The 21,401-nt window shown below is 64.9% G+C and carries 18 protein-coding genes and 1 other RNA gene; 11 read left to right on the top strand and 8 right to left on the bottom strand.

Going from position 1 to position 21,401, the window contains the following annotated elements; all coding sequences use genetic code 11:
• Positions 1-38 precede the first annotated feature (38 nt).
• The gene (locus tag M3O59_RS01350; RefSeq protein ID WP_064631715.1) at positions 39-425 is read left to right on the top strand and encodes a MerC family mercury resistance protein; all 387 of its coding nucleotides are present in this window, start codon (positions 39-41) and stop codon (positions 423-425) included.
• 60 nt (positions 426-485) lie between these two features.
• Here M3O59_RS01350 and M3O59_RS01345 read toward each other — a convergent pair.
• Positions 486-561, bottom strand: a non-coding RNA gene (locus tag M3O59_RS01345) — sX9 sRNA.
• Positions 562-1,185: 624 nt separating this feature from the next.
• On the opposite strand from M3O59_RS01345, the gene M3O59_RS01340 reads away from it, so the two are divergent.
• The gene (locus M3O59_RS01340; RefSeq protein ID WP_249046860.1) at positions 1,186-1,986 is read left to right on the top strand and encodes a hypothetical protein; all 801 of its coding nucleotides are present in this window, start codon (positions 1,186-1,188) and stop codon (positions 1,984-1,986) included.
• Between the two features lie 69 nt (positions 1,987-2,055).
• Here M3O59_RS01340 and M3O59_RS01335 read toward each other — a convergent pair whose 3' ends face one another.
• Entirely contained in the window at positions 2,056-3,774 is a 1,719-nt protein-coding gene (locus M3O59_RS01335) for an ExeM/NucH family extracellular endonuclease (RefSeq protein ID WP_116905129.1), read from the bottom strand.
• Between the two features lie 395 nt (positions 3,775-4,169).
• Entirely contained in the window at positions 4,170-4,688 is a 519-nt protein-coding gene (locus M3O59_RS01330) for a c-type cytochrome (RefSeq protein ID WP_064631780.1), read from the bottom strand.
• Between the two features lie 279 nt (positions 4,689-4,967).
• Here M3O59_RS01330 and M3O59_RS01325 point away from each other — a divergent pair, with 279 nt between their 5' ends.
• The 4 genes from M3O59_RS01325 to M3O59_RS01310 are packed head-to-tail and all read left to right on the top strand — an operon-like array spanning position 4,968 to position 7,894.
• Positions 4,968-5,612 carry a DUF4198 domain-containing protein gene (locus M3O59_RS01325; protein WP_116905130.1) on the top strand — a complete coding sequence of 215 codons (645 nt, stop codon included), beginning with the start codon at positions 4,968-4,970 and terminating at the stop codon, positions 5,610-5,612.
• 25 nt (positions 5,613-5,637) lie between these two features.
• Positions 5,638-5,949: a DUF3649 domain-containing protein gene (locus M3O59_RS01320; RefSeq protein ID WP_064631710.1), complete on the top strand. Its 312-nt coding sequence runs from the start codon at positions 5,638-5,640 to the stop codon at positions 5,947-5,949.
• On the top strand, positions 5,946-7,562 hold the full coding sequence (locus M3O59_RS01315) for a PepSY-associated TM helix domain-containing protein (protein ID WP_116905131.1): 1,617 nt from the start codon (positions 5,946-5,948) through the stop codon (positions 7,560-7,562). Before M3O59_RS01320 ends, M3O59_RS01315 begins: the two co-directional genes overlap by 4 nt.
• The gene (locus M3O59_RS01310) at positions 7,559-7,894 is read left to right on the top strand and encodes a DUF3325 domain-containing protein (protein WP_116905132.1); all 336 of its coding nucleotides are present in this window, start codon (positions 7,559-7,561) and stop codon (positions 7,892-7,894) included. Before M3O59_RS01315 ends, M3O59_RS01310 begins: the two co-directional genes overlap by 4 nt.
• A gap of 39 nt (positions 7,895-7,933) precedes the next feature.
• Here the strand turns inward: M3O59_RS01310 and M3O59_RS01305 are convergent, their stop codons facing one another.
• The 3 genes from M3O59_RS01305 to M3O59_RS01295 form a co-directional block, all read right to left on the bottom strand.
• A complete protein-coding gene (locus M3O59_RS01305) occupies positions 7,934-8,461 on the bottom strand; it encodes an RES family NAD+ phosphorylase (RefSeq protein WP_116905133.1) in 528 nt (175 codons plus the stop codon).
• Positions 8,458-8,832 carry a DNA-binding protein gene (locus tag M3O59_RS01300; RefSeq protein WP_116905134.1) on the bottom strand — a complete coding sequence of 125 codons (375 nt, stop codon included), beginning with the start codon at positions 8,830-8,832 and terminating at the stop codon, positions 8,458-8,460. Before M3O59_RS01300 ends, M3O59_RS01305 begins: the two co-directional genes overlap by 4 nt.
• Before the next feature lie 82 nt (positions 8,833-8,914).
• Complete coding sequence (locus M3O59_RS01295; protein WP_064631700.1) at positions 8,915-9,535, bottom strand: TetR/AcrR family transcriptional regulator; 621 nt, start codon at positions 9,533-9,535, stop codon at positions 8,915-8,917.
• A 128-nt stretch (positions 9,536-9,663) separates the two neighbouring features.
• On the opposite strand from M3O59_RS01295, the gene M3O59_RS01290 reads away from it, so the two are divergent.
• The 4 genes from M3O59_RS01290 to M3O59_RS01275 all read left to right on the top strand — a co-directional run bounded on the left by M3O59_RS01290 (position 9,664) and on the right by M3O59_RS01275 (position 16,901).
• Positions 9,664-10,827, top strand: a complete 1,164-nt coding sequence (locus M3O59_RS01290) for an isovaleryl-CoA dehydrogenase (RefSeq protein ID WP_064631698.1) — start codon at positions 9,664-9,666, stop codon at positions 10,825-10,827.
• A 10-nt stretch (positions 10,828-10,837) separates the two neighbouring features.
• A complete protein-coding gene (locus M3O59_RS01285) occupies positions 10,838-12,448 on the top strand; it encodes a carboxyl transferase domain-containing protein (RefSeq protein WP_249054664.1) in 1,611 nt (536 codons plus the stop codon).
• Between the two features lie 240 nt (positions 12,449-12,688).
• Positions 12,689-14,716 carry an acetyl/propionyl/methylcrotonyl-CoA carboxylase subunit alpha gene (locus tag M3O59_RS01280; RefSeq protein WP_116905136.1) on the top strand — a complete coding sequence of 676 codons (2,028 nt, stop codon included), beginning with the start codon at positions 12,689-12,691 and terminating at the stop codon, positions 14,714-14,716.
• A 100-nt stretch (positions 14,717-14,816) separates the two neighbouring features.
• Positions 14,817-16,901, top strand: a complete 2,085-nt coding sequence (locus tag M3O59_RS01275) for a S9 family peptidase (protein ID WP_116905137.1) — start codon at positions 14,817-14,819, stop codon at positions 16,899-16,901.
• A 261-nt stretch (positions 16,902-17,162) separates the two neighbouring features.
• Here M3O59_RS01275 and M3O59_RS01270 read toward each other — a convergent pair whose 3' ends face one another.
• A complete protein-coding gene (locus M3O59_RS01270) occupies positions 17,163-18,368 on the bottom strand; it encodes a putative peptide maturation dehydrogenase (RefSeq protein WP_116905138.1) in 1,206 nt (401 codons plus the stop codon).
• A gap of 92 nt (positions 18,369-18,460) precedes the next feature.
• On the opposite strand from M3O59_RS01270, the gene M3O59_RS01265 reads away from it, so the two are divergent.
• On the top strand, positions 18,461-18,799 hold the full coding sequence (locus M3O59_RS01265) for an NHLP-related RiPP peptide (protein ID WP_064631778.1): 339 nt from the start codon (positions 18,461-18,463) through the stop codon (positions 18,797-18,799).
• Here M3O59_RS01265 and M3O59_RS01260 read toward each other — a convergent pair.
• On the bottom strand, positions 18,739-21,399 hold the full coding sequence (locus M3O59_RS01260; protein WP_249045953.1) for a putative peptide modification system cyclase: 2,661 nt from the start codon (positions 21,397-21,399) through the stop codon (positions 18,739-18,741). The two genes, M3O59_RS01265 and M3O59_RS01260, sit on opposite strands and share 61 nt — an antisense overlap.
• Positions 21,400-21,401 lie beyond the last annotated feature (2 nt).

The raw sequence follows: 21,401 nt of genomic DNA, 5'->3' as shown, positions 1-21,401 counted from the left end.
GTGTTACTATATAACACTTACTCGACGAGACCGCGTCCATGCGTACAACGGCTTCCGTGTTGGACACCTCGGCCATCGCGCTGTCCAGTCTGTGCCTGCTGCATTGCCTGGCCCTTCCCTTGCTGTCCGTTGCGCTGCCGCTGCTGGCAGCGTGGAGCCGCGCCGAGTGGGTGCACGTCATGTTTGCCGCTGCGGCGGTGCCGCTGAGCAGCTACGCGCTGTGGAGCACGCATCGGCGCCATGCGCTGCCGCCAGCAGTGTGGGCCTTGGCAGGCTGCGGGCTGGCCGGCTTGGTGCTGGGCGCCAGCGGTGTCGTCGGCGAACACCTGGAAACACCGATCACAGTGACCGCCAGCCTGATGCTGGCCAGCGCGCACTTGCTCAACCTGGGGCTGCGCCGCCGTCGTGGCAGCTGCGCTGGATAGTCACGTGCACCGCGCACACCGATCAGGCTGTCGGGTGTGGGCAGCAACGCGGCCAGGAGCGGCTAACAACACGTAGCGAGCAGTCGTCAGATCGGTGTGGACGGCGCGGAGGAACCTGAGCGTACACGTGGTCCATGCGGCACCGAGCGCCGGCCGCGTCCGCCTGGCGGTGAGCACAGTCGTCTAGTTGTTCAGTCCCGGCATTAGATGGATCGGATCTACACCCGATACCAACCCAACCCGAGCACGCGACGCCAACGACCAAGGCATTGTCATCGTCCTCGATCCACGTCCATCAGGATGTAGCGCGACTCCGGGGGCTGTCTTCTGCTGGGTGAGACTGTCGCAGCGCATCGAATCCAATACGCACTCTCCGGCATGGTGGTGGCGTCAGTGGTTTGACTGAACCGTGAATCCTGAAAGACGTTTCCCCCCACACTCGGTGCTCGGAGTATCAGGCCATGCCTGAACACTGACACAGCGATGACCAATCGAGTGCCAGGCGGTCATGTACTTGGCAGCCGACGCCCACATCGCTTCGCCATGCCTTCGCGCTGATGTGAGTGACGCGACGCATGCATCGCGCGCGTTCTTCTGCTCGCATTATCGGCGATCGTCTTCATCACTTGGGAAGATGTCCCACGTGTGAGCGATCGTGTGTTCGGTTCACGCGCCCTGCGTTCGCAGCGCACGGCGTTCGGTCAAACAAAGCCGTTAGCGTAGACGCATGAGCAGGGCGCTTTGCCCGGTTGGAGCGAGCATGCGCCTGAAATCGGTGTCGAACAGTATTCAACGGGTGCCCGATCTCTGGGCTGCAGTCGGTGCATCCCACGTCGTGACAAGGTGCTGGCCGTCCCAACCGCCGACACAGCTGATGCCGGCGCGACCAGCAGACCCGTGCTGTACTGTCGCACCAGCGCAGCAGAAGGGTGCTTGCACGCGCACGTCATCGTGCGGACAGAACTCGCAGCAGCGGGTACTGCAGCGGCGTGCGGATTTGCCTGTCTGCACGCTCGTCATCGCATCGAAGTCGGAGGCGCAGGACACATCGCAGGCGCCTACGCATGCGCCTTTGCGGCTGAAGGCCATGAATCGCCGCCTACTCGAATTGAACCCGCAGTATCACGCCCTCAGCACCCGTCTGTTCCTGGAGGATCGCGACGCGCTGCCGCAGGAACAACGCGCGCTCGATCAGCGCAATGAGCTGTTGGCGCAACGCAATCGGCTACGCGATCTCCAGCTGCATGCCCTGCTCGCAGCGCTCTCACCGCTGCAGCGTGTGCGTGCGCAGGGGGCCGCACGCGGCACCGCACCGCTAACCGACTCGCAGGCTCGGATACGCCACGACGATGCATACACACCGGGACAGGAAACAAGCACCCAGTCGACCTGCTTGGCCCAGGCGTACCGGGACGCACTGGAACAGCTGGACATCCTGCAAGACAGCGCCGCGCCCTGTGCGCTGATCCAGCAACTGCACTGCCTCATGCATGACTACAGGACGCTGACCCTGCAGCGGCGGCTCGGCGAGGCCATTACGCAGCGCGAGCGGTCGGACTGACGCGCGCATGCGCTTGCCCATCGGCGCCCGGTCCAGCAGCTACCCGCACACGCCGCCTCATCGCGCTTGCTACAGCGAAAAGCCCAGCACTACCGGGTCGTGATCGGAGCTGCGCCACGGACCGGGCAGATTGCGCTTGGCGTAGCCGGCCTCGTCCATGACATCGGCATTGATGTGCCATTCCACCGCGCCACGCAGTTGCTTGGCCATCGCCGGGCTGAGCAGGGCATGATCCAGCCGCCCGCTCATGCCATCGTAGACGTAGCTGTAAGGCTGTTTTACCCCGGCCACCACAAACGCGTCCTGCCAGCCGCTGGCGCGCAGGCTGCGCATCGGGGTTTCCATCGCGTAGGCATTGAAGTCGCCCAGCAGCACGGCGAGCTTGGTCTGCGCGCCGGTGGGGTCGGTCTGCAACCACTGGTGCAGGCGCTTGGCCGATTCGGTGCGGGTGGCGTTCCAGCAGGCCTGGCCGTCCTGCTGGTCGGCATCGGCACCGCTGGCCGTGCCGCAGCCCTTGGATTTGAAGTGATTGGCGACCACCACGAACGTCGCCCCGCGCGTGCTACGGAACGCCTGCGCCAGCGGCACGCGGCTGTGGTTCTCGAACGGCCCGCCGGTCAGCGTGGCCGGCTTGCCGACCGGGGTCACCTGCGAGCTGCGGTACACGATGCCGACCCGGATCGCATCGTCGCCCGGGCCGCTGCCGGTATCGACGAACTGCCAATCCTTGTCCGTGCCGGCGGCATTGAGCGCGGCCACCAGCTGTGCCACCGCCGCATCGGCGCCGGTGCCGTCGTTTTCCACTTCCATCAACGCGGCCACATCGGCGCGCAACGGCACGATGGTGGCGACCAGCTTGGCCAGCTGCGCCTGGAACTGTTCGTGCGTACGTGCGCCGCGCTTGGTCGGAAAACCACCGCCACGGCCATTGCCGTTGAAGAAATTCTCCAGGTTGAACGAGGCGATGCGCAGATCGCCGCCCACCTGCGGCGCCACTGCGGTAGGCATCGCCGGCAAGGTCAGCGGAGTGAGTACCTGGATGCGGTAGTTGCCGTCGTAGCGTTGATCGACGATGCCATCGACCGATTTGAGCAGGCTGCCGCTGCGCAACACCGGCTCGGCCGGCAGATACGACACCGTCTTGGGGCTGCGGCCGTTGCGCGCATCGTCCAGCAGCACGCGACGGCGTGCGTTATCGGCGTCCACTTGCGCGAACGCCGGCGTGCCGGCAGCGGCCACCTCGCTCGGCTGCCACAGGCGTCCACCGAACGCAGCGACCAGTTCGCCGTACGTGTCCAGGCGGTCGCTGCCGTTGAGCGTGAGCGCGGCGATGCGCACATGCTCGCCTTCCAGCGCTTCCCAATTGGCCGGCGGGCCACTGAGCATGCGCACCGGCACCGGCTGGCCGCTGGCGAGCCGCTCGATGGTGCTGGCGTCCACCGTGGTCAGGCTCGCCTCGCCGCCTGCCGAGACCTCGCGCACGCGACCGACGAGGCGCACGCGGTCGCCCACCGCGACCTCGGCATTACCGGCACCGGTGACGAACAGGCCATGCGAGCGCCGCGGCTCGAAGCCGGGCTGCTGCACGAACAGGCCGGCCAGGCCCGTGCGCGTATCGGCGGTGACGATGCCTTCCACCTCGACCATGCGGTCATCGTAGGGACTGCGGCTGTCTTCGCCCTGCACGTCGGCGATCGACAGGCGTTGCGGCGCCCCCTCGGCGGCACTGCCGAGCAGCGGAGCCAACAGACCGATCACACCGAGCACAACCAGCGAGCAACGCGACATCGACACACTCCGGAAAGACGTAGACCACCTGCAAGCGCCACCCCGAAGGCAGCGCGTGGAGACAAGGCGTTGTGAGAGGCTAACAATACGCTACGCGTGGCGACCAGCTGGCGCGTGAAGTAGCCGGTACATCGTTAGCCTTTGCAGGTGCACGCAACAGCCTTTGCAGTGGCACTGCATGATCGTGCAAGGCCGCGATTGCCTGAAAAGAGCGTTGCAGCCAGGCCCACCGCACGCGCGATGCCTGCTGCCTGTAAAACAAAAAGCGAACGGCAGCGCGCACAGCCTCGCACTTGGCCCGCTCGACGCATCCGCACGGCACATCCGACGACCTGTCCGCACACCAGCCACTGGAAGCCAGCCGCGTGTTGCGGGCGCGGTGCTAGGTCAGGCGCTTACTTCAGATTGGCAAGCATCCAGTCGACGGTGGCGCGCACCTGTTCTTCGGTCAGCGCCGGGTTGCCGCCCTTGGGCGGCATGATGCCGCCGTCCGGGCCGGTGTAGCCCTCGATGGCGTGCTTGTACAAGGTGTCCTTGCCCTGGGCGATGCGCGCATCCCAATGCGAACGATCCAGCGTCGGCGCCTTGCCCACCCCCGTGGTGTGGCAGGCGGTGCACAGGTTGTCGAAGATGGTCTTGCCGTCGGTGCTGCCGCCGTAAGCGGATTGCGAGGCGGCCTTGGCCAGCGCTGCGGCCTGGGCTGCGGCCTGGGCGGACGCGCCGGTGGCGCCGGCATAGACCGCACCGGCAGGCGCGATGCGTTGCTGCACGCGTTTGACGGCAGTGGGTGAGACTTCGTCGGGGATAGCGCGTTGCAAATAGGCTGCCAGGGCGATCAGGCCCAGGGTGATCACTACCAGTAATCCGATCACCATCGAGAATTTTTTCAGGAACTCGAGGTCGTAATTCCGCACGCGCTCACCCATGGCTGTTGGTCGAAGACCTCTGCTAGCGCCGGAGTATAGAGCACACTTCGCGCCAGTCTGACCAGCCTGCGTGACAGTTTTCGCCGGCTTGCGCGCTGCGCCTTGACGCGCTGTCGCCCCAATGCCGGCTCAGGCGCGCACCCGCCGATGAATTGCCGCAATGCCGCATGGCACGTTGGTCTCATTGAAGGGATTGCGTATCATTCCCATCAATCCACGGTGACGCGGTTCTCGCCTCGCCCGGTCCTGTCTTGAGGAGTCGCCGCGATGAAGTCTTTCCTGCTGTCCTGCCTGGCCTTGGCCAGCATCAGCCTGTCTGCCCAGGCCCATGAAATCTGGATCGAGCGCGACGGCAGCGGCCCGGTGCGCATCTTCTTCGGCGAGCCGGCGCAGGAAACCCTCGATCACGGCCAGGACGAGATCAAGCGCGTGGTCAAGCCGCGCGTGTTCGGCACTGCCGGCAAGGCCGGCGCACTGCAACGTGGCACCGAGTTTATGACCGCGCCGTTGGCCGGCAGCGGCGATGCCTGGCTGAGCGACGACAGCGTGTTCGAGCCGTGGAAGGGCGAAGCCGGCGGTTTCGAGACGGTGAGCTATTACGCCCGCGCCGGCCGCGCCACGCCCGCAGCCAAGCTGGATTTCGAGCTGGTGCCCACTGCCGCCGACAGCAACACGCTGACCGTGCTTTATCGCAACACGCCGCTGCCCAAGGTCGAAGTGACGGTGATCGACCCGCAGAAGTGGCAGAAGACGCTGATCTCCGATGCCAAGGGCCAGGTGACCCTGCCCAAGCTGCGTGCCGGCCGCCACATCCTGGTGGCCACCAACAAGGAACCGGTGAAGCGCGAGGTTGCCGGCAAGCAGGTGTCGATGGTGCATCACATCAGCACGCTGACTTTCCTGGCCGAGTGAGTCGGCCACGCCTGTAGTCGCGCCGATGTCTACCGCACCGTCCCTGCCGCGCTCCTGGCTCAAGCGCCCCTGGCTGGGCGTGCTTGTGCGCACGCTGGCGGCGATCTTCGGTGGTTATGCGCTCGCCAGCGCCACCAATCTGTTGCTGGCGCTGGTGTTGCCGCTGCCGCGCAGTGAAGCGGTGTTGACCAGCATGCTGGTCGGCATCGTGGTGTGCGCCTGTGCGCCGCTGTGGGCCTTTGCCACCGCCAGCGTGTGGCGTGCGTGGGCCGGCATTGCGGTACCGGCGGCGCTGATGTTCGCGCTGGCCGAGTGGCTGCAGCGGAGCGCGGCATGAAGCAGGGGTTTCGCCAGTCGATGGCGTGGCTGCATACCTGGACCGGATTACTGGTTGGCTGGGTACTGCTGCTGATCTTCATGGGCGGTACCGCGAGTTATTACCGCGACGAAATCAGCCGCTGGATGCGTCCGGAATTGCCCATCACCACGGTGAGCGACGCCACTGCGCTGCGCAGCGCCGAGCAGTACCTGCAGACGCACGCCGCGGAAGCCGTGAGCTGGAACATCACCTTGCCGGACGCGCGCACTCCGGTAGTGAGCATGTACTGGCAAAACCCTGCGCCGGCCAACGGCAAACCTGCCAGCCGGCGCGAGATGTACGGCAACGCCATCATCGACCCGGCCACCGGCAAGAACATCGCCGCACGCGACACCCTGGGCGGCGAATTCTTCTACCGGCTGCACTTCGACCTGCATTATCTGCCGGTGGTGTGGGCGCGTTATATCGTGGGTTTCTGCGCGATGTTCATGCTGGTGGCGATCATCAGCGGGGTGATCACGCACAAGAAGATCTTCAAGGACTTTTTCACCTTCCGCCCGGGCAAGGGACTGCGTTCGTGGCTGGATTTCCACAACGTCAGCGCGGTGACCGCGCTGCCATACCACGCGATGATCACCTACACCGGCATCGTGACCTTGATGTTCATGTACCTGCCGTGGGGCATCAAGGCGCAGTACGCCGATAACGAAATGCGTTTCTACGAAGAGGCAGCCAACCGGGTGGCCGACACGCGGCAGGCAGCCGGCACACCGGCGCGCATGCTGCCGCTGGAGCAGTTCGTGACGCGCGCGCGCAGTGACTGGCGCGGCGGCGAGGTGGGCAGCGTGGCGGTGTCCTTTCCCAACGATGCACATGCCGCCGTGGGCGTGAGCCAGCTGGCCGACAATCTCTCGACCGATGCGCCGTCCATCCTGTTCGATGCAGTGAATGGCGAGCGCCTGCAACGCAGCGGGCCGCCCGGCGATGCCAGCCAGACGCGCGGGGTGATGGTGGGCCTGCACACCGCCCATTTTGCCGGGCCCTGGATGCGCGCGCTGTTTTTCGGCTCCGGTTTGCTCGGTTGTTTGATGGTGGCCAGCGGCGTGGTGATGTGGGCAGTGAAGGAACGCCCCAAACATCTGAAGGCCGGGCGCATCGGCTTCGGCCTGCGGCTGGTGGACGCACTCAATATCGGCACCGTGGCCGGCTTGCCGATCGCCTTCGCCAGTTTCTTATGGGCCAACCGCGTGTTGCCGGTGGGCCTGGAAGCGCGTGCAGCGATGGAAGCCAATCTGTTTTTCGCGGCGTGGGCCACCGCGTTGCTGGCCGCCTTCGTATGGCCGCGGCGTGCGATGTGGAGCTGGCAGTTGTATCTGGGCGCGGCGTTGTTCGCGCTGGTGCCGGTGCTGAACGCTATCACCACCGACATGCATCTGGGCGTGACGTTGCCAGCCGGGCAATGGGCGCTGGCCGGTGTCGATCTGGTCTGTCTGTTGCTGGGCGTCTGCCTGGGCGTTGCCGGCTTTCGCCTGCAGCGCTGGAAGGCACCGCAGCCCGCCTCTGCGCGTCGCGCGCGCGCCGCTGCCGCAACGCCTGTGCAGCACGCCGCGCCGATCCAGGAAAGCGCATGAGCGTGCTGCTGTTGCTGGCACTGAATTTTTCCGGCTTTGCTGCGCTATGCCTGGCGATGGACAAGCATCAGCAGGAGTTGCGTGGCCGCCTGCTGGGCGCCGCCCGTTCACGGCAACTGCGGGTGCTGGGGTGGGTGTTGATATTGCTCACCTTTGGCCTGGCAGTGCATGCGCAGGGCTGGGGCATCGGCCCGGTGCTGTGGCTGGGCACGTTGACCGGGGCTGCAGCGGTGTTGTCGCTGTGGTTGTTGCCGTATCGGCGTGGTGCGATCGTGCCGGCAGCCCTGGCCGCACCGGTGCTGGTCGGCGTGATGCAGGTGCTAATGGGTTGAAGCGCGACCGTTTGCCGCGATCATCCCGCACGCATGCCGCTACACCGCCATCGGCGGGTCGCCCCAGCTGCGGCCATCGCGCGGCAGACGGCCATCGTCGAGTACCTGCAGCACGCGCTTGGGCTGCAGCAGGTCCAGGAACAGCACCACGTTGACGCCTTCGGGCCGCGCCATGCTGGGGAAGATCACGCCGGGGATCTCCGCCTCACGTAGCAAGTCGCCAAGCACCCAGCTCACCGGTTCGATCTTGTTGACCAGCGCCTTGCGCCAGTCGTCGGCCCAGTCGGCCCACACTGCATCCCAGCTCGCATCGAGCAGGCGCAGATCTGCCAGCGCCGGCAGATCGGCGGCGTAGCTGACCAGCGTCAATGGCGGCAGGAACGGCGCGGCCTGCGCATATTCGGCCGTGGCGGTTTCCAGTTGCAGCGACAGGTACAGCGCCGGCTGACCGAACCGATTGAAGCGCCCGCCCGAGCGCGCCGCACCGGCACCGCTCAGCGGTTCGGCGGCCCAGCGCGGAGTGAAGGCGCGATACAGCGTGCAATGCGCCGGGGCGCTCAGCTTCAACCGGCGGCCCCCGACGCGACGGCGCGCAGGTAGGTCAACGCATCGTCGGTACGGCCCTGTTTGACCACCTCCAGCAAGGTGGCGAATTCGAACGCGGGGATGGGGGTGTTCTTGAGGTGGAACACCACCTGGCGTTCGTCCGGCTGCACCTGTGCCATCGCCACCAGCAGACGCGACAGATTGCGCAGCAGGTCCTGCACGCGCGGGCTTTCCGGATGCACCCGCAGGCTGTTGCGATGCACGCCGGCCAGTTCGGCCAGCTCCTGCTGCGACAGATCCAGCAGGCCAGCCATGGCCAAGGGCGACAGGATGGTCCGGTCCGGCACGCGCAGGCGTTCGGTCAGGGCCAGGGGATTGAGAACGGCGACCATCGCGCGACTCCGGTAGGTGATGCACAGTATATGCACAGTAATGCGCTTTCGTGAAGCACAGTCACCGCGGGTCAGCGCGTACTCAGCACGTTGGCTGTTGCGCTCCTACCGCGCGCAGGCAGAAGCCGCAGATCGCCTCGACCAACTGCTCACCCTGCTGCGGGTCGCCGCGGCTGGGGGCGATCGGCCCCACCAGGGCCTCGGTGAAGGCACCGACGATGCAGGCCGCTGCCGCGTCCAGCGACTGCTCGGGGAACTCGCCGGCCACCACGCCTTCGGCGAGCAGCTGGCGGAACACTTCACCGAACAGACGTCGGCCGCGGATGCGCTCGGCATCCACTTCGCTCTCCACCGGCTCGGCGATGAAGGCGTACGCCAGCGCCGGACCAGCCAAGGCGCGCCGCACGAAGGTGGCGATCGCGCTGCGCAGGCGCTCGGCCGCGCTGGCCCCGGTGGTGGCGATGGCGCGCAGGATGGTCATCTCGCGCTGCACGGCCTCGTTCAGAACCTCCACGAAAAGATCGGCTTTGGACGGGAAATGCCGATAAATCTGCCCGGTAGAGACTCCAGCAGCGGCGGCCACGGCGGTGATCGGGGCGTTGCGGTAGCCGCCTTCGGCGATCAGGCCGCGAGCCGCGTGCAGGATGCGTTCGCGGTTGCCGGCCAGGCGTTCTTCCATCAGGGCGGAGCGTCGGTAAGCCATGGTGTGATTCTGGGTTCAATAGTTGAATTTTAGTTCACTTTTTTGTCGCGGACCGCTAGGCTGCCCGCTAACGCCGCGCGGCCCGCCCGCTCCCACCCGGCACGTCCCGATCCTTGCGGAGTCGCTCCATGCATGTGCCGTCCTTGAATTTCGAGTTAGGCGAAGAGATCGATCTGCTGCGCGAAAGCGTCGCGGCGTTCGCCAGCCACCATATCGCCCCGCTCGCCGCGGCGGCCGATCACGACAATGTCTTTCCATCGCAACTGTGGCGCCTGTTCGGTGAGCAAGGCCTGCTGGGGCTGACCGTGGAAGAAGAATACGGCGGCAGCGGCATGGGTTACCTGGCGCATGTGGTGGCGATGGAAGAGATCTCGCGCGCCGGTGGCGCGATCGGGCTGTCGTACGGCGCGCACTCCAACTTGTGCCTCAACCAGCTGCGCAAGAACGCCACGCCCGAACAGAAACAGCGCTACCTGCCCAAACTGTGCAGCGGCGAGCATGTGGGCGCGCTGGCGATGAGCGAAGCCGGCTCTGGCTCGGACGTGGTGTCGATGAAGCTGCGCGCCGATGCACGCGGCGACCGCTACGTGCTCAACGGCAGCAAGATGTGGATCACCAACGGCCCGGACGCCGATGTGTTGGTGGTGTACGCCAAGACCGACCCGGACGCCGGTGCGCGCGGCATCACCGCCTTCATCGTCGAAAAGGGCATGCCGGGGTTTTCCACCGCACAGAAGCTCGACAAGCTGGGCATGCGCGGCTCCAACACCTGCGAGCTGGTGTTCACCGATTGCGAAGTGCCCGCGGAAAATGTGCTTGGCACGCTCAACGGCGGCGTGCGCGTGCTGATGTCCGGGCTGGATTTCGAACGCGTGGTGCTGGCCGGCGGCCCGCTTGGATTGATGGCGGCCGCGATGGATGTGGTGTTGCCGTACGTGCATGAGCGCAAGCAGTTCGGCGAGCCGATCGGCACCTTCCAGTTGATGCAGGCCAAGCTGGCCGACATGTATGTGGGGCTCAATGCCTGCCGCGCGTACGTGTACGCAGTGGCACGCGCCTGCGATGCCGGGCGTACCACGCGCCAGGACGCTGCCGGCGCCATTCTGTATGCCGCCGAAAAGGCGACCTGGCTCACCGGCCAGGCGATCCAGGTGCTGGGCGGCAACGGCTACATCAACGACTACCCCACCGGGCGCTTGTGGCGCGATGCCAAGTTGTACGAGATCGGCGCGGGCACCTCGGAAATCCGACGCATGTTGATCGGCCGCGAGCTGTTCGAACGCACCGCCTGACGGAGCCACCATGAGCGTGATCGACAGCCAGCTGCAGGTCAGCGGCGAAAACTTTCAACACAACGCCGCCGCGATGCGTGCGGTGATCGAGGACCTGCGCCACACCCTGGCGCAAACGGCACGCGGCGGCAGCGACGCTGCACGCGCCAAGCACACCGCGCGCGGCAAATTACTGGTGCGCGAGCGCATCGATGCGCTGCTGGATCCGGGCAGCGCCTTGCTGGAAATCGCACCGCTCGCGGCGCACGGCATGTACGACGACCAAGTGCCGTGCGCGGGCGTTGTGGCCGGCATCGGCCGCGTGTCCGGCGTGGAATGCGTGATCGTGGCCAACGATGCCACCGTCAAGGGCGGCACCTATTACCCGATGACGGTGAAAAAGCATTTGCGCGCGCAGGAAATCGCGCAGCAGAACCGGCTGCCGTGCATCTACCTGGTCGATTCCGGCGGTGCGTTTTTGCCGTTGCAGGATGAGGTATTTCCGGACCGCGACCACTTCGGGCGCATCTTCTACAACCAGGCCAACCTCTCGGCCAACGGCATTCCGCAGATTGCCTGCGTGATGGGCTCGTGCACCGCTGGCGGTGCGTATGTGCCGGCGATGAGCGATGAAACGGTGATCGTGCGCGAGCAAGGCACCATCTTTCTGGGCGGCCCGCCGTTGGTGAAGGCAGCCACCGGCGAAGAAGTCAGCGCTGAAGAGCTGGGCGGCGCGGACGTGCATACGCGCATTTCCGGCGTGGCCGATCATTTTGCCGACAACGATCTGCAGGCGCTGGCACGCGTGCGCGCCATCATCGCGCAGCGCAACTGGCGCAAGCCGCCTGCATCGTTGGCGCTGCAACCGCCGCTGCCGCCGCGTTACGCCGCCGACGAACTATACGGCGTGATCCCTGCCGATACGCGCAAGCCGTTCGACGTGCGCGAAGTGATCGTGCGCATCGTCGACGACTCGCGGCTGGACGAATTCAAGCCGCGCTACGGCAGCACCCTGGTTACCGGGTTTGCGCATCTGCACGGCTACCCGGTTGGCATCATTGCCAACAACGGCATCCTGTTCTCGGAGTCGGCGCTCAAGGGTGCGCATTTCATCGAGCTCTGCACGCAGCGCGGCATCCCGCTGGTATTTCTGCAGAACATCACCGGCTTCATGGTCGGGCGCAAATACGAACATGGCGGCATCGCCAAGGATGGGGCCAAGTTGGTGATGGCGGTGGCCTGCGCCAAGGTGCCCAAGTTCACCGTGGTCATCGGCGGCTCGTTCGGTGCCGGCAACTACGGCATGTGCGGCCGCGCCTATTCGCCGAACTTTTTGTGGATGTGGCCGAACGCGCGCATTGGCGTGATGGGCGGCGAGCAGGCTGCCAGCGTGTTGGCCACCGTGCGCCGCGACGGCATCCAAGCCAAGGGCGGCGCGTGGTCGGGCCAGGAAGAAGAAGCGTTCAAGGCTCCGATCCGCGCGCAGTTCGAGCAACAAGGCCACCCGTATTACGCCAGCGCACGGCTCTGGGACGACGGCATTATCGACCCGGCCGATACGCGCCGTGTGCTGGGCCTGGGGTTGTCGGCGGCCTTGAATGCACCGATCGAGCCGACCCGCTTTGGCGTGTTTCGTATGTGAGGGGATTGAGTGCGCTGCGGGCGCTCCATGCGCGCTGCGGTGGCGGATGCTGGTGGCAGGCACGTTGCAGTGAGATGTGGTGTGTACGTGCCGGCAAGCGTTCGCTGTGCTGGTCTGGATGCACTCAGCGCCTTGCGGCAATCGCCTGCCTTGCGCTTGCTGCAGTCGTGATACACACAACTAGCCGTTTTTTCTTCGTAGGACGACCCGCCGCTACGGCGACGTGCAGAGACTGACCCGATGACCCAGCGCGACCCTATCGCCGCAGCAACGCAGCCGCCCTTCGACAAGATCCTGATCGCCAATCGCGGCGAGATCGCCTGCCGGGTGATCGCCACCTGCCGCAAACTCGGTATCGCCACGGTGGCGGTGTACTCGGATGCAGACCGCGATGCACGGCATGTACGTCTGGCCGACGAGGCGGTCCACATTGGCGCATCTCCGGCGCAGCAGAGTTATCTGCGTGGCGAGGCGATTCTGCACGCGGCGCGCGCAACCGGTGCGCAGGCGATCCACCCCGGTTATGGGTTTCTGTCGGAAAACGCGGCATTTGCCGAGGCCTGCGCGCACGCCGGCGTGGTGTTTATCGGCCCGCCGGCAGCGGCGATTCGCGCGATGGGCGACAAGAGCGCCGCCAAGGCGCTGATGCAACGTGCCGGCGTACCGCTGACGCCGGGCTATCACGGCGACGAGCAGGCACCTGCATTCTTGCGCGCGCAAGCCGACGCAATCGGCTATCCGGTGCTGATCAAGGCCAGCGCCGGCGGCGGCGGCAAGGGCATGCGCCGGGTGGATGCCAGCGCAGCCTTCGAAGAAGCATTGGCCAGCTGTCAGCGCGAAGCGCAATCGGCCTTCGGCAATGCGCAGGTGCTGGTGGAGAAATATGTCGAGCGACCGCGGCATATCGAAATCCAGGTGTTCGGCGATGCGCATGGCGAGGTGGTGTACCTGTTCGAGCGCGACTGCTCGGTGCAGCGCCGCCACCAAAAAGTGCTGGAAGAAGCGCCTGCGCCCGGCATGAGCCAGACGCGGCGCGCGGCGATGGGCAAAGCGGCCGTGGACGCAGCGCAAGCCGTGGGCTACGTCGGTGCCGGCACGGTGGAATTCATTGCCGGCCCGGATGGCGATTTCTATTTCATGGAAATGAACACCCGGCTGCAGGTGGAGCACCCGGTGACCGAGCTGATCACCGGCACCGATCTGGTCGAATGGCAATTGCGGGTCGCCGCGGGCGCGCGCTTGCCGCGTCGTCAGCACGAGCTGCGCATTGAAGGCCATGCACTCGAAGCACGCCTTTATGCCGAAGATGCCGAGCGCGGCTTTCTGCCGTCGACCGGCACGCTGCGCCAGCTGCACTTGCCCGCCACCAGCGCGCATGTGCGCATCGATGCCGGCGTGGAGCAAGGCGACACCATCAGCCCTTACTACGACCCGATGATCGCCAAGCTGATCGTCTGGGATACCGACCGCCCCGCAGCGCTGGCACGCATGCGCGCTGCGTTGGCGCAGTTCCATGCGGTGGGGGTCACCACCAACAGCGCGTTTCTTGCGCGCCTGATTGCCACCGACTCCTTCGCATCGGCCAATCTGGACACCGCCCTGATCGAGCGCGAACACGCCGTGCTGTTTCCCGAGGCGCGCAGCCCGGACAGCGCGTGGTGGTGCCTGGCGGCGGTGTTGATTGCCGACGGAGCGCCAGCCGCTGCCGTTGATCCGGCCGATCCGCACTCGCCGTGGCAGCACGGCGATGGTTGGCGCATCGGTGCGCATGCAACCCGGCGCGTCATGCTGGAGGCAAATGGCGAGCGCCGCCAGCTCGATGTGCGCCGAGATGCCGATGGCTGGCAGGTCGGCTGTGCGGGCGAGACGCACACGTTGCGTTACCACCGGCACGATGCTGGCTTGCGGGTGGAAGTGGAGGGCCGGCAATGGCGTGCGCAGGTGTTGCGCGATGGCAGCATGCTGACCCTGATCGGCGCCACGCAGCGCGCGGCCTTCCGTCACCACGATGTGCTGGCGGAAGCTGATCAACCGGCGCAGGACGCGGGCGGGCTGACCGCGCCGATGCCCGGCCGCATCGTGTCCCTGGCCGCAGCGGTGGGCCAGCCGGTCAGCCGTGGACAGGCGCTGGTGGTGCTGGAAGCCATGAAAATGGAGCACACCTTGCACGCGCCCAGCGACGGCACCGTCCAGGCGTATCTGGTGGCCGAAGGCGATCTGGTGGCCGACGGCGTGGCGCTGGTGGAATTTGTGTCCGCGTCTGCGTAGCGGCGCAATGCCGGCGTGACCAACGGCACGTTCGCCTGCGCAGGCCCTGCCGCTAGCGTGGCAAATCGGCCGGTTCGGCCGCATTGCCACCGGAGGCCCCATGCAACGCCTGCTTCTTGTTTCCAGCATGCTGCTCGCGCTGTCTGCCTGCAGCGACAAAACCGCGCCCACACCCGACAAAGCGGCAATGCCTGCACCGGCGGCAGCAGCGCCTGCGGCGCCGCCCGAGCTGATCACCCGCGACGCACTGTTTGGCAACCCCGAGCGTGCCAGTGTCAGCATCAGCCCGGACGGCAAGTATCTGAGCTGGGTCGCGCCGCTGGAGGGCGTGCTCAACGTCTGGGTTGCGCCAGTGGATGCGCCCGATCAGGCGCGGGCAATCACCAAGGACACCGCGCGCGGCATCCGCAATTATTTCTGGACCCATCGGGCCGATACGCTGCTGTACCTGCGCGATAACGGTGGCGACGAAGACTTCCACCTGTACTCGGTCAATCTGGCCGATGGCAGCAGCAAGGACCTCACCCCGTTCAAGAAGACCAACGCCGAGGTGTATCGGGTCAGCGCGCAGCATCCCGAATCGATCATGGTCGGCATGAACGACCGCGATGCCAAGTGGCACGATGTGTATCGCGTGGACCTGGCCTCCGGCACGCGCACGCTGGTACAGAAGAACACCGACAGCCTGGACTCCTATTTGTTCGATGGCGACTACCAGCTGCGCTACGTCACGCGCGCCACCGACGATGCCGGCAGAGAGCTGCTGGTGCCCGATGGCAAACGCTGGAAGAGCGTGGACCGCATCCCGTTCGAGGATGTCACCAACACCGCTCCGGATGGCCTGACCGATGACGGCAAGACGCTGTACATGCAGGATTCGCGCAACCGCGATACCGCAGCGCTGTATGCCATCGACACCGCCAGCAACGCCCGCACGCTGCTGTTCGAAAACCCGCGCGCCGATGTCGGTGCCACCTTGAATGACCCCAGGACCGGCGTGGTGCAGGCCGTGTCCACCGACTACCTGCGCGAACAGTGGAAGCCGCTGGACACCGGCATTGCCGCGGATCTGCAAAAACTCAAATCGCTCGGCAGCGGCGATGCCACCGTTGCCGCACGCACGCTCGACGACCGCATCTGGATCGTCGGCTATTCGGCAGCAGAAACACCGCTGACGTACTACCGCTACGATCGCGCCGATGGCGGCAAGCTGACCAAGCTGTTCTCCGCACGGCCGGCGCTGGATGGCAAGCCGCTGGTACCGATGTGGCCGCAGGAACTGACTGCACGCGACGGCCTCAAGCTGGTCAGCTACCTCACCCTGCCCGCCGAAGCCGACGCCAATCACGACGGCAAGGCCGACAAGCCGCTACCGCTGGTGCTGTTCGTGCACGGCGGCCCGTGGGCACGCGACAGCTACGGCTACGGCCCGTACGAGCAATGGCTGGCCAACCGCGGCTATGCGGTGCTGTCGGTGAACTTCCGCGGCTCCACCGGCTTCGGCAAGGCATTCACCAACGCCGGCAACGGCGAGTGGGCCGGCAAGATGCACGACGACCTGCTCGATGCGGTGCAATGGGCGGTCAAGCAAGGCGTCACCAAGCCCGAAGACGTTGCCATCATGGGCGGCAGCTACGGCGGCTACGCCACCCTGGTGGGCATGACCTTTACCCCGGACGCCTTCAAATGCGGCGTGGATATCGTCGGCCCGGCCAATCTCAACACCTTGCTCGGCACCGTACCGCCGTATTGGGCCAGCTTCTACAAGCAGCTGACCCGGCGCATGGGCGACCCGGCCACCGAGGCCGGCAAGCAGTGGCTGACCGAACGCTCCCCGCTCACCCATGTCGACAAGATCAGCAAACCGCTGCTGATCGGCCAGGGCGCCAACGACCCACGCGTCAAGCAGGCCGAAAGCGATCAGATCGTCAACGCCATGAAGGCCAAGAACATCCCGGTCACCTACGTGCTGTTCCCCGACGAAGGCCACGGCTTCCGCCGCCCGGAAAACAGCAAGGCCTTCAACGCAGTGACCGAAAGTTTCCTGAGCCAGTGCCTGGGCGGCCGCGTGCAACCGATCGGCGCGGATCTGGAAGGCTCCAGCATCACCGTCCCGGAAGGCGCCGACAAGATCAACGGGCTCAGCGATGCCTTGAAGACGCATACGCAAGCGATTCGGAAGTAGGTCACCTCCGTTGGCGCGATGCCTTGAGAGAACACGCCATCCAAGACAGTGCTCGCCGGTTACGGCGAGCACTGTAGGTCGTGATCGTTGCATCGTGACCAGGCAGTGCCATCGCCGGCCTACCTACCGAAGCCGACATGTCGAGCCAGCACCAAAGCAGCTACGTTAAATGGCTGCTTTACTGCTGCCGACGACGTAACAACTCCCAGCTCGAAAACAGCCTCTTTGTCGTGTCCATGCGTCGCAAGATTGCGGACTCGGTCAGTGCTGCTCAAGATCCTTGGATATCTCCTGATCGCGAACGGACGACCACACGGCTCCATCAGGATCCAGCTCGGTATTTGTCATCTCCTCGGCACGCCAGCCGAATCCGCAGATGGCCAGTGGACCGTCCTGCAGTCCATCCAGGCCCAGTGCCTGCTCGATGTCCACCTCATTGATGGCTGACGTCACAAACGCCCCCAGCCCCAGGTCGGTCGCACTCAGATAAAGCGTTTGCGCGATATGGCCGACGTCGAGAATCATCGCGCGATAGGCCTTGGCATGGTTTCGGTACTTCCAGAAACTACGCAAGAAACGAGGCACCAGAATCAGCAGCACCGGCGCTTCGGCAAACCAGTGCTGTCCAGAGAGCGCCCGACGTGCGACAACCGGCAGCGGCTCAGGCGGCAGCGCCAGGGGCTGCAGTGCGTGGTCGATCGGACGATAGTGATACAAGCCGCTCGACATGCCTTCGACGCGTTGAATCAGCAGATACGTCTCGGTGGGGTGCAGACTTCCTCCCGAAGGCACCGGCTTCTTCAAGAATGCAGTGTCTTGTCCCACAGCAACGCGTGCATTCGCCATGACACTACGTTGGAGCATATGGCTCAACACCTCACCTGACAGTGCGCGCTGCGTGTCGAAGTTGCGGCAGGTCACGCGACGTGACAACAGGTCGTCGAAGCTGCCGGGGGTCGCTCGCGGCAGCGTGATACGTGCGCTAACGCCTCCTACGCCGCGCTCCACCACTTCTGTTGGCGGTGCACCGAGTCGCTCCACCATGCCTTCGGCGGTCGTCAGGCCGTGTTTCTCCATCGTTGCTACGCTGTCCTCGCCCTTCCAGCGCGCAAAGCGATGCCAAAGCGCGGCAAGTGGCCACCAGCGCTGTTGCTGAACCCGCTCGTCGTGCTGCCGATGCGTTGCGTGCTCAGGTTGATCGCTGATTGCAAGACCCTGCTCGATCAGACGCTCTAAGCAGGGCGGCGGTTGTAGTGGATCGAATGGCTGCCAGCGCGTAGGACTGAGCTGACTCAGCCAATCTCGTTCGGCAGTAGTGACCTCGACTTCTGCATCGAGGTGGGGGGCGAGTGCCAGCCAGCGTGTACCGCGACGCAGACCATCGCCACCGGCAAGCAACTGGGCAAGATCGAACGTCGCATCGTCGCGAAGCTCGAAGAACAGTGTGGCACAGCGACGAATCTGCATGGAGACATCTCAAGGACACATGAGCACGGTCGATATTGTCTCAGTTCTCCCGTCATTCCATGCACCAGCCCCCTCATCCTGTGGACAAGACCATGACCGACTCAGCCGAAAACGCGCACCTTCCGTTCGATGTATCCACTGCCGACAGGCTGCTGGAGCTGCTGTCTAACGACGACGATTTTCGCGACTGCTTTCAATGCAACCCCACGCAGGCGCTTGCGCAGATCGGCATCGCCGGAGTGAGCGCTGACAACAGCGTGCCCACTGCAGGACAGCCGTATTACTGCATGACCACCAGCCAGCTCGCTTCCAAGGAGGACATTGCGCTTGCGCGTGCAGAACTACAGAGCTATCTGACCGAAAAGACCAATCACACCGTCATCTTCGCTTTCGAATCCGAAAGTATTCGCTCCACCCTGCTTCGCAAGTAGGCGGGAAGACGCGATGCAGGCCAGGCGCGTACGAACGCCTGCGCTTGCTCACGGGCTTCCTGGGTACGCCCCAGTGCATACAAGGACTCGGCGGCCCATAGCTGGGCCAACCGCGTGTGTGCCACATTGAGCGGCTGTAGCGTCTGCGAGGCGTTTGCTTCGATGTAGGCGCGCCCACGCTGAAGAGAAAGCCAGCGCGCCTGTTGCAGTGCTTCCGCATGCCGTCCACTGTCATGCAACAACGTGTACAAGGTCACGCGCGTTTGCAACAGATCGTCGGGGCAGGCAGGCAGGCGGGCGATGGCTCCTGCACGATCGCCGGACAGTGCCAGATGCTGGGCTTCGACGATCGCACGTAATTCGGCAAGGACAGGGGTTTCATGTGCGAGCGCAGGTTTGATCGCGGAAAGCGCGCGTGCGGTGAAGTGATCGTCACCATTTCGCTGGGCCTGGCTGACCAGCGTGAGCACCATCGCGGCGTCATCCTGCAGGTTTGGTCCGGCCGAGCCATTAGTCGTTATCGCAGCCACTAACTCATCAAAAGCCGAATTCACCATCGCACTTGCGCGTGTCGCATCACCGGTGATGGCGGCTGTTGTAACCCCGATCACCAGGAACTGCCGGTAGCTGAAATCATCGCTGTGCTTGCTGCGTGCCAGCGCTTGTGCCATGGCGGCATTCGCATCTGCCCAATTGGCCTGATCCAGGGCGAGGCTGGTGCGGTCAATCAGCGGCACCACGTCGTCATTGGCGTAGCCGTTCTCTACAATCCGGTCGAGCGCTCGCTGTGCATCGGCATAACGACCCAACACTGCCAAGGCATTGGCTTTGCGTCGCAATGGTCCTGCGCGATCACCATCACCTGAATTTTCGAAGCGCTGCAACGCGGCGTCGACCTTCCCCTGTGCCAGCAGGATGCGTCCAATCCGATCGGACGCAATGGAGCGCAACGGATCCTGTATGACGTCGGCGGCCTGCGCATATGGCAGAGCATCCACAAAGCGATTGGCCACAAACAGGTGCCACGATGTATTGGCAGCACCGGCAAAATTGTCCGGGTAGAGCGAAGCCAAGGTTCGCCACAGTGGAAGTGCGGTATTCACTGCCCGCAACTCGGCAACCCAAGCATCCAGATAGAGTTGATCACGCGCTGGCAAACGCTGGCGGAACCGAACCGCAATGTCCAGATACGGAAGCGCGCCGTTGCGGTCGGACACTGCGACCTTTATGCGCGCCGCGCCCAGGTAGGCCAACGCGAACGTCGGGTCAATCCCGACCGCTCGATCAAACAGCTCCAGACCCTCACGCCAACGACCTTTTGCAGTGGCGTCCACGCCAAGTGCATACGCGCGTAACGCGTCCAGGCTCGATGTTGTGACAGCTGGTAACGGCACCGAATTCTTGTCGATCGAGGCGACCATCTCGCCCAACCCAAGCCGGAGCTTGCGAGTGACCTGATCCACCGAGGACAGAGCAGATGGCAAGCCATCGCCTTGCACAAACTCAGAATACACAGTCGTTTGCGTACGCGGGTCCACCAGCTCCACGCTGAAGCGTAGCTTCCCCCCGACTTCGGCTACCGTGGGCAGAAGGACTGCCCTGGCACCGTCACGCAAGGCCACTTCCGAGGCTACGCTGCGATCGAGAACAATCGTGTTGGGATCGCGCTTCATTCGCGCAACGGTGTCGCGCACCTTCAGGTCACTCAATACATTGACATACCGCGACTGCTCCAGGCTGATGCGTAGCGCCTGTTCCAGCGTGCCATCCAGCACCGTATTGCCAGTAAGGTTTCGCACATCGCCGACCACGACCCAATCTCGTTCGGCGAATGCGATTGCGGGTTCTGGACGGCCAAAGAACCAAAGAATGCTTGCGGTGACGAAGATCAATGCGAGCTCAGCCACCAGCGCCGCCGGCCTGCGCCAGAGCGGCACGTCGCGCCAGGCCTTTGCCGAGTTTTTCGGCATGCGCAGCGGGGTCAGGCCGACTTCGCCGACTTCGTAGATCTCCATCGCGGTGGGCATGCCCTTGAAGCGCCAGCGCCCGTGCGATTTCCACAACAGCCGTTCGGCGCGGTCGCCGAGCTCGCGTGCGGCGCGGTGGGTCAACGATTCGGCCACCGCCGAGATCAGGATCTGCCCAGGCCGGGCCATCGACATCAGGCGTGCGGCAGTGGGCTTGGCCAGCCCTTCGACTTCCAGCGGCTTGGCACCGATGCTGACCGCTTCGTCGCTGTTGCGCCAGGTCAGCACTTCGCCGACATGCAGGCCCTGGCGCGCGCACAACGTGAGCGTGTGGGCGTCGCCCATCGCCTTGAGCCCGCGCGCGTAGTCCAGCGCGAAGCCCAGGCCGTCGATGGGGCGATCGAACAACAACAACAGCCCATCGGAACGATCGATCAGGCGGCCGCGCCAGTGCTGCTGCAGTTTGACCACCAGGCGGTCGTGCTCGCGAAACAATGCGGCAGCGGCGTTGTCGCCGATGCGTTCGACCAGTGCGGTCGAATCGCACAGATCGGTCAACAGCAAGGTACGCAGACGCGGCGCCTGGATCGCTTCCGACGACGCATCCTTGCGTGCGTGGGCGCGTGCGCTCATCG

It is taken from the genome of Xanthomonas nasturtii, assembly GCF_023337365.3.
GTDB classification, from domain to species: Bacteria; Pseudomonadota; Gammaproteobacteria; order Xanthomonadales; family Xanthomonadaceae; genus Xanthomonas; species Xanthomonas nasturtii.
This window is presented reverse-complemented; position numbering and strand designations above follow the sequence as displayed.

What these genes read in the sequence shown, in the direction of transcription:
- M3O59_RS01300 (WP_116905134.1), bottom strand. Translation starts at nt 8,832, where the DNA reads ATGGTCGCCGTTCTCAATCCCCTGGCCCTGACCGAACGCCTGCGCGTG.
- M3O59_RS01275 (WP_116905137.1), top strand. Translation starts at nt 14,817, where the DNA reads ATGCAACGCCTGCTTCTTGTTTCCAGCATGCTGCTCGCGCTGTCTGCC.
- M3O59_RS01340 (WP_249046860.1), top strand. Translation starts at nt 1,186, where the DNA reads ATGCGCCTGAAATCGGTGTCGAACAGTATTCAACGGGTGCCCGATCTC.
- M3O59_RS01335 (WP_116905129.1), bottom strand. Translation starts at nt 3,774, where the DNA reads ATGTCGCGTTGCTCGCTGGTTGTGCTCGGTGTGATCGGTCTGTTGGCT.
- M3O59_RS01295 (WP_064631700.1), bottom strand. Translation starts at nt 9,535, where the DNA reads ATGGCTTACCGACGCTCCGCCCTGATGGAAGAACGCCTGGCCGGCAAC.
- M3O59_RS01270 (WP_116905138.1), bottom strand. Translation starts at nt 18,368, where the DNA reads ATGCAGATTCGTCGCTGTGCCACACTGTTCTTCGAGCTTCGCGACGAT.
- M3O59_RS01265 (WP_064631778.1), top strand. Translation starts at nt 18,461, where the DNA reads ATGACCGACTCAGCCGAAAACGCGCACCTTCCGTTCGATGTATCCACT.
- M3O59_RS01310 (WP_116905132.1), top strand. Translation starts at nt 7,559, where the DNA reads ATGAGCGTGCTGCTGTTGCTGGCACTGAATTTTTCCGGCTTTGCTGCG.
- M3O59_RS01290 (WP_064631698.1), top strand. Translation starts at nt 9,664, where the DNA reads ATGCATGTGCCGTCCTTGAATTTCGAGTTAGGCGAAGAGATCGATCTG.
- M3O59_RS01285 (WP_249054664.1), top strand. Translation starts at nt 10,838, where the DNA reads ATGAGCGTGATCGACAGCCAGCTGCAGGTCAGCGGCGAAAACTTTCAA.
- M3O59_RS01350 (WP_064631715.1), top strand. Translation starts at nt 39, where the DNA reads ATGCGTACAACGGCTTCCGTGTTGGACACCTCGGCCATCGCGCTGTCC.
- M3O59_RS01320 (WP_064631710.1), top strand. Translation starts at nt 5,638, where the DNA reads ATGTCTACCGCACCGTCCCTGCCGCGCTCCTGGCTCAAGCGCCCCTGG.
- M3O59_RS01315 (WP_116905131.1), top strand. Translation starts at nt 5,946, where the DNA reads ATGAAGCAGGGGTTTCGCCAGTCGATGGCGTGGCTGCATACCTGGACC.
- M3O59_RS01325 (WP_116905130.1), top strand. Translation starts at nt 4,968, where the DNA reads ATGAAGTCTTTCCTGCTGTCCTGCCTGGCCTTGGCCAGCATCAGCCTG.
- M3O59_RS01280 (WP_116905136.1), top strand. Translation starts at nt 12,689, where the DNA reads ATGACCCAGCGCGACCCTATCGCCGCAGCAACGCAGCCGCCCTTCGAC.
- M3O59_RS01260 (WP_249045953.1), bottom strand. Translation starts at nt 21,399, where the DNA reads ATGAGCGCACGCGCCCACGCACGCAAGGATGCGTCGTCGGAAGCGATC.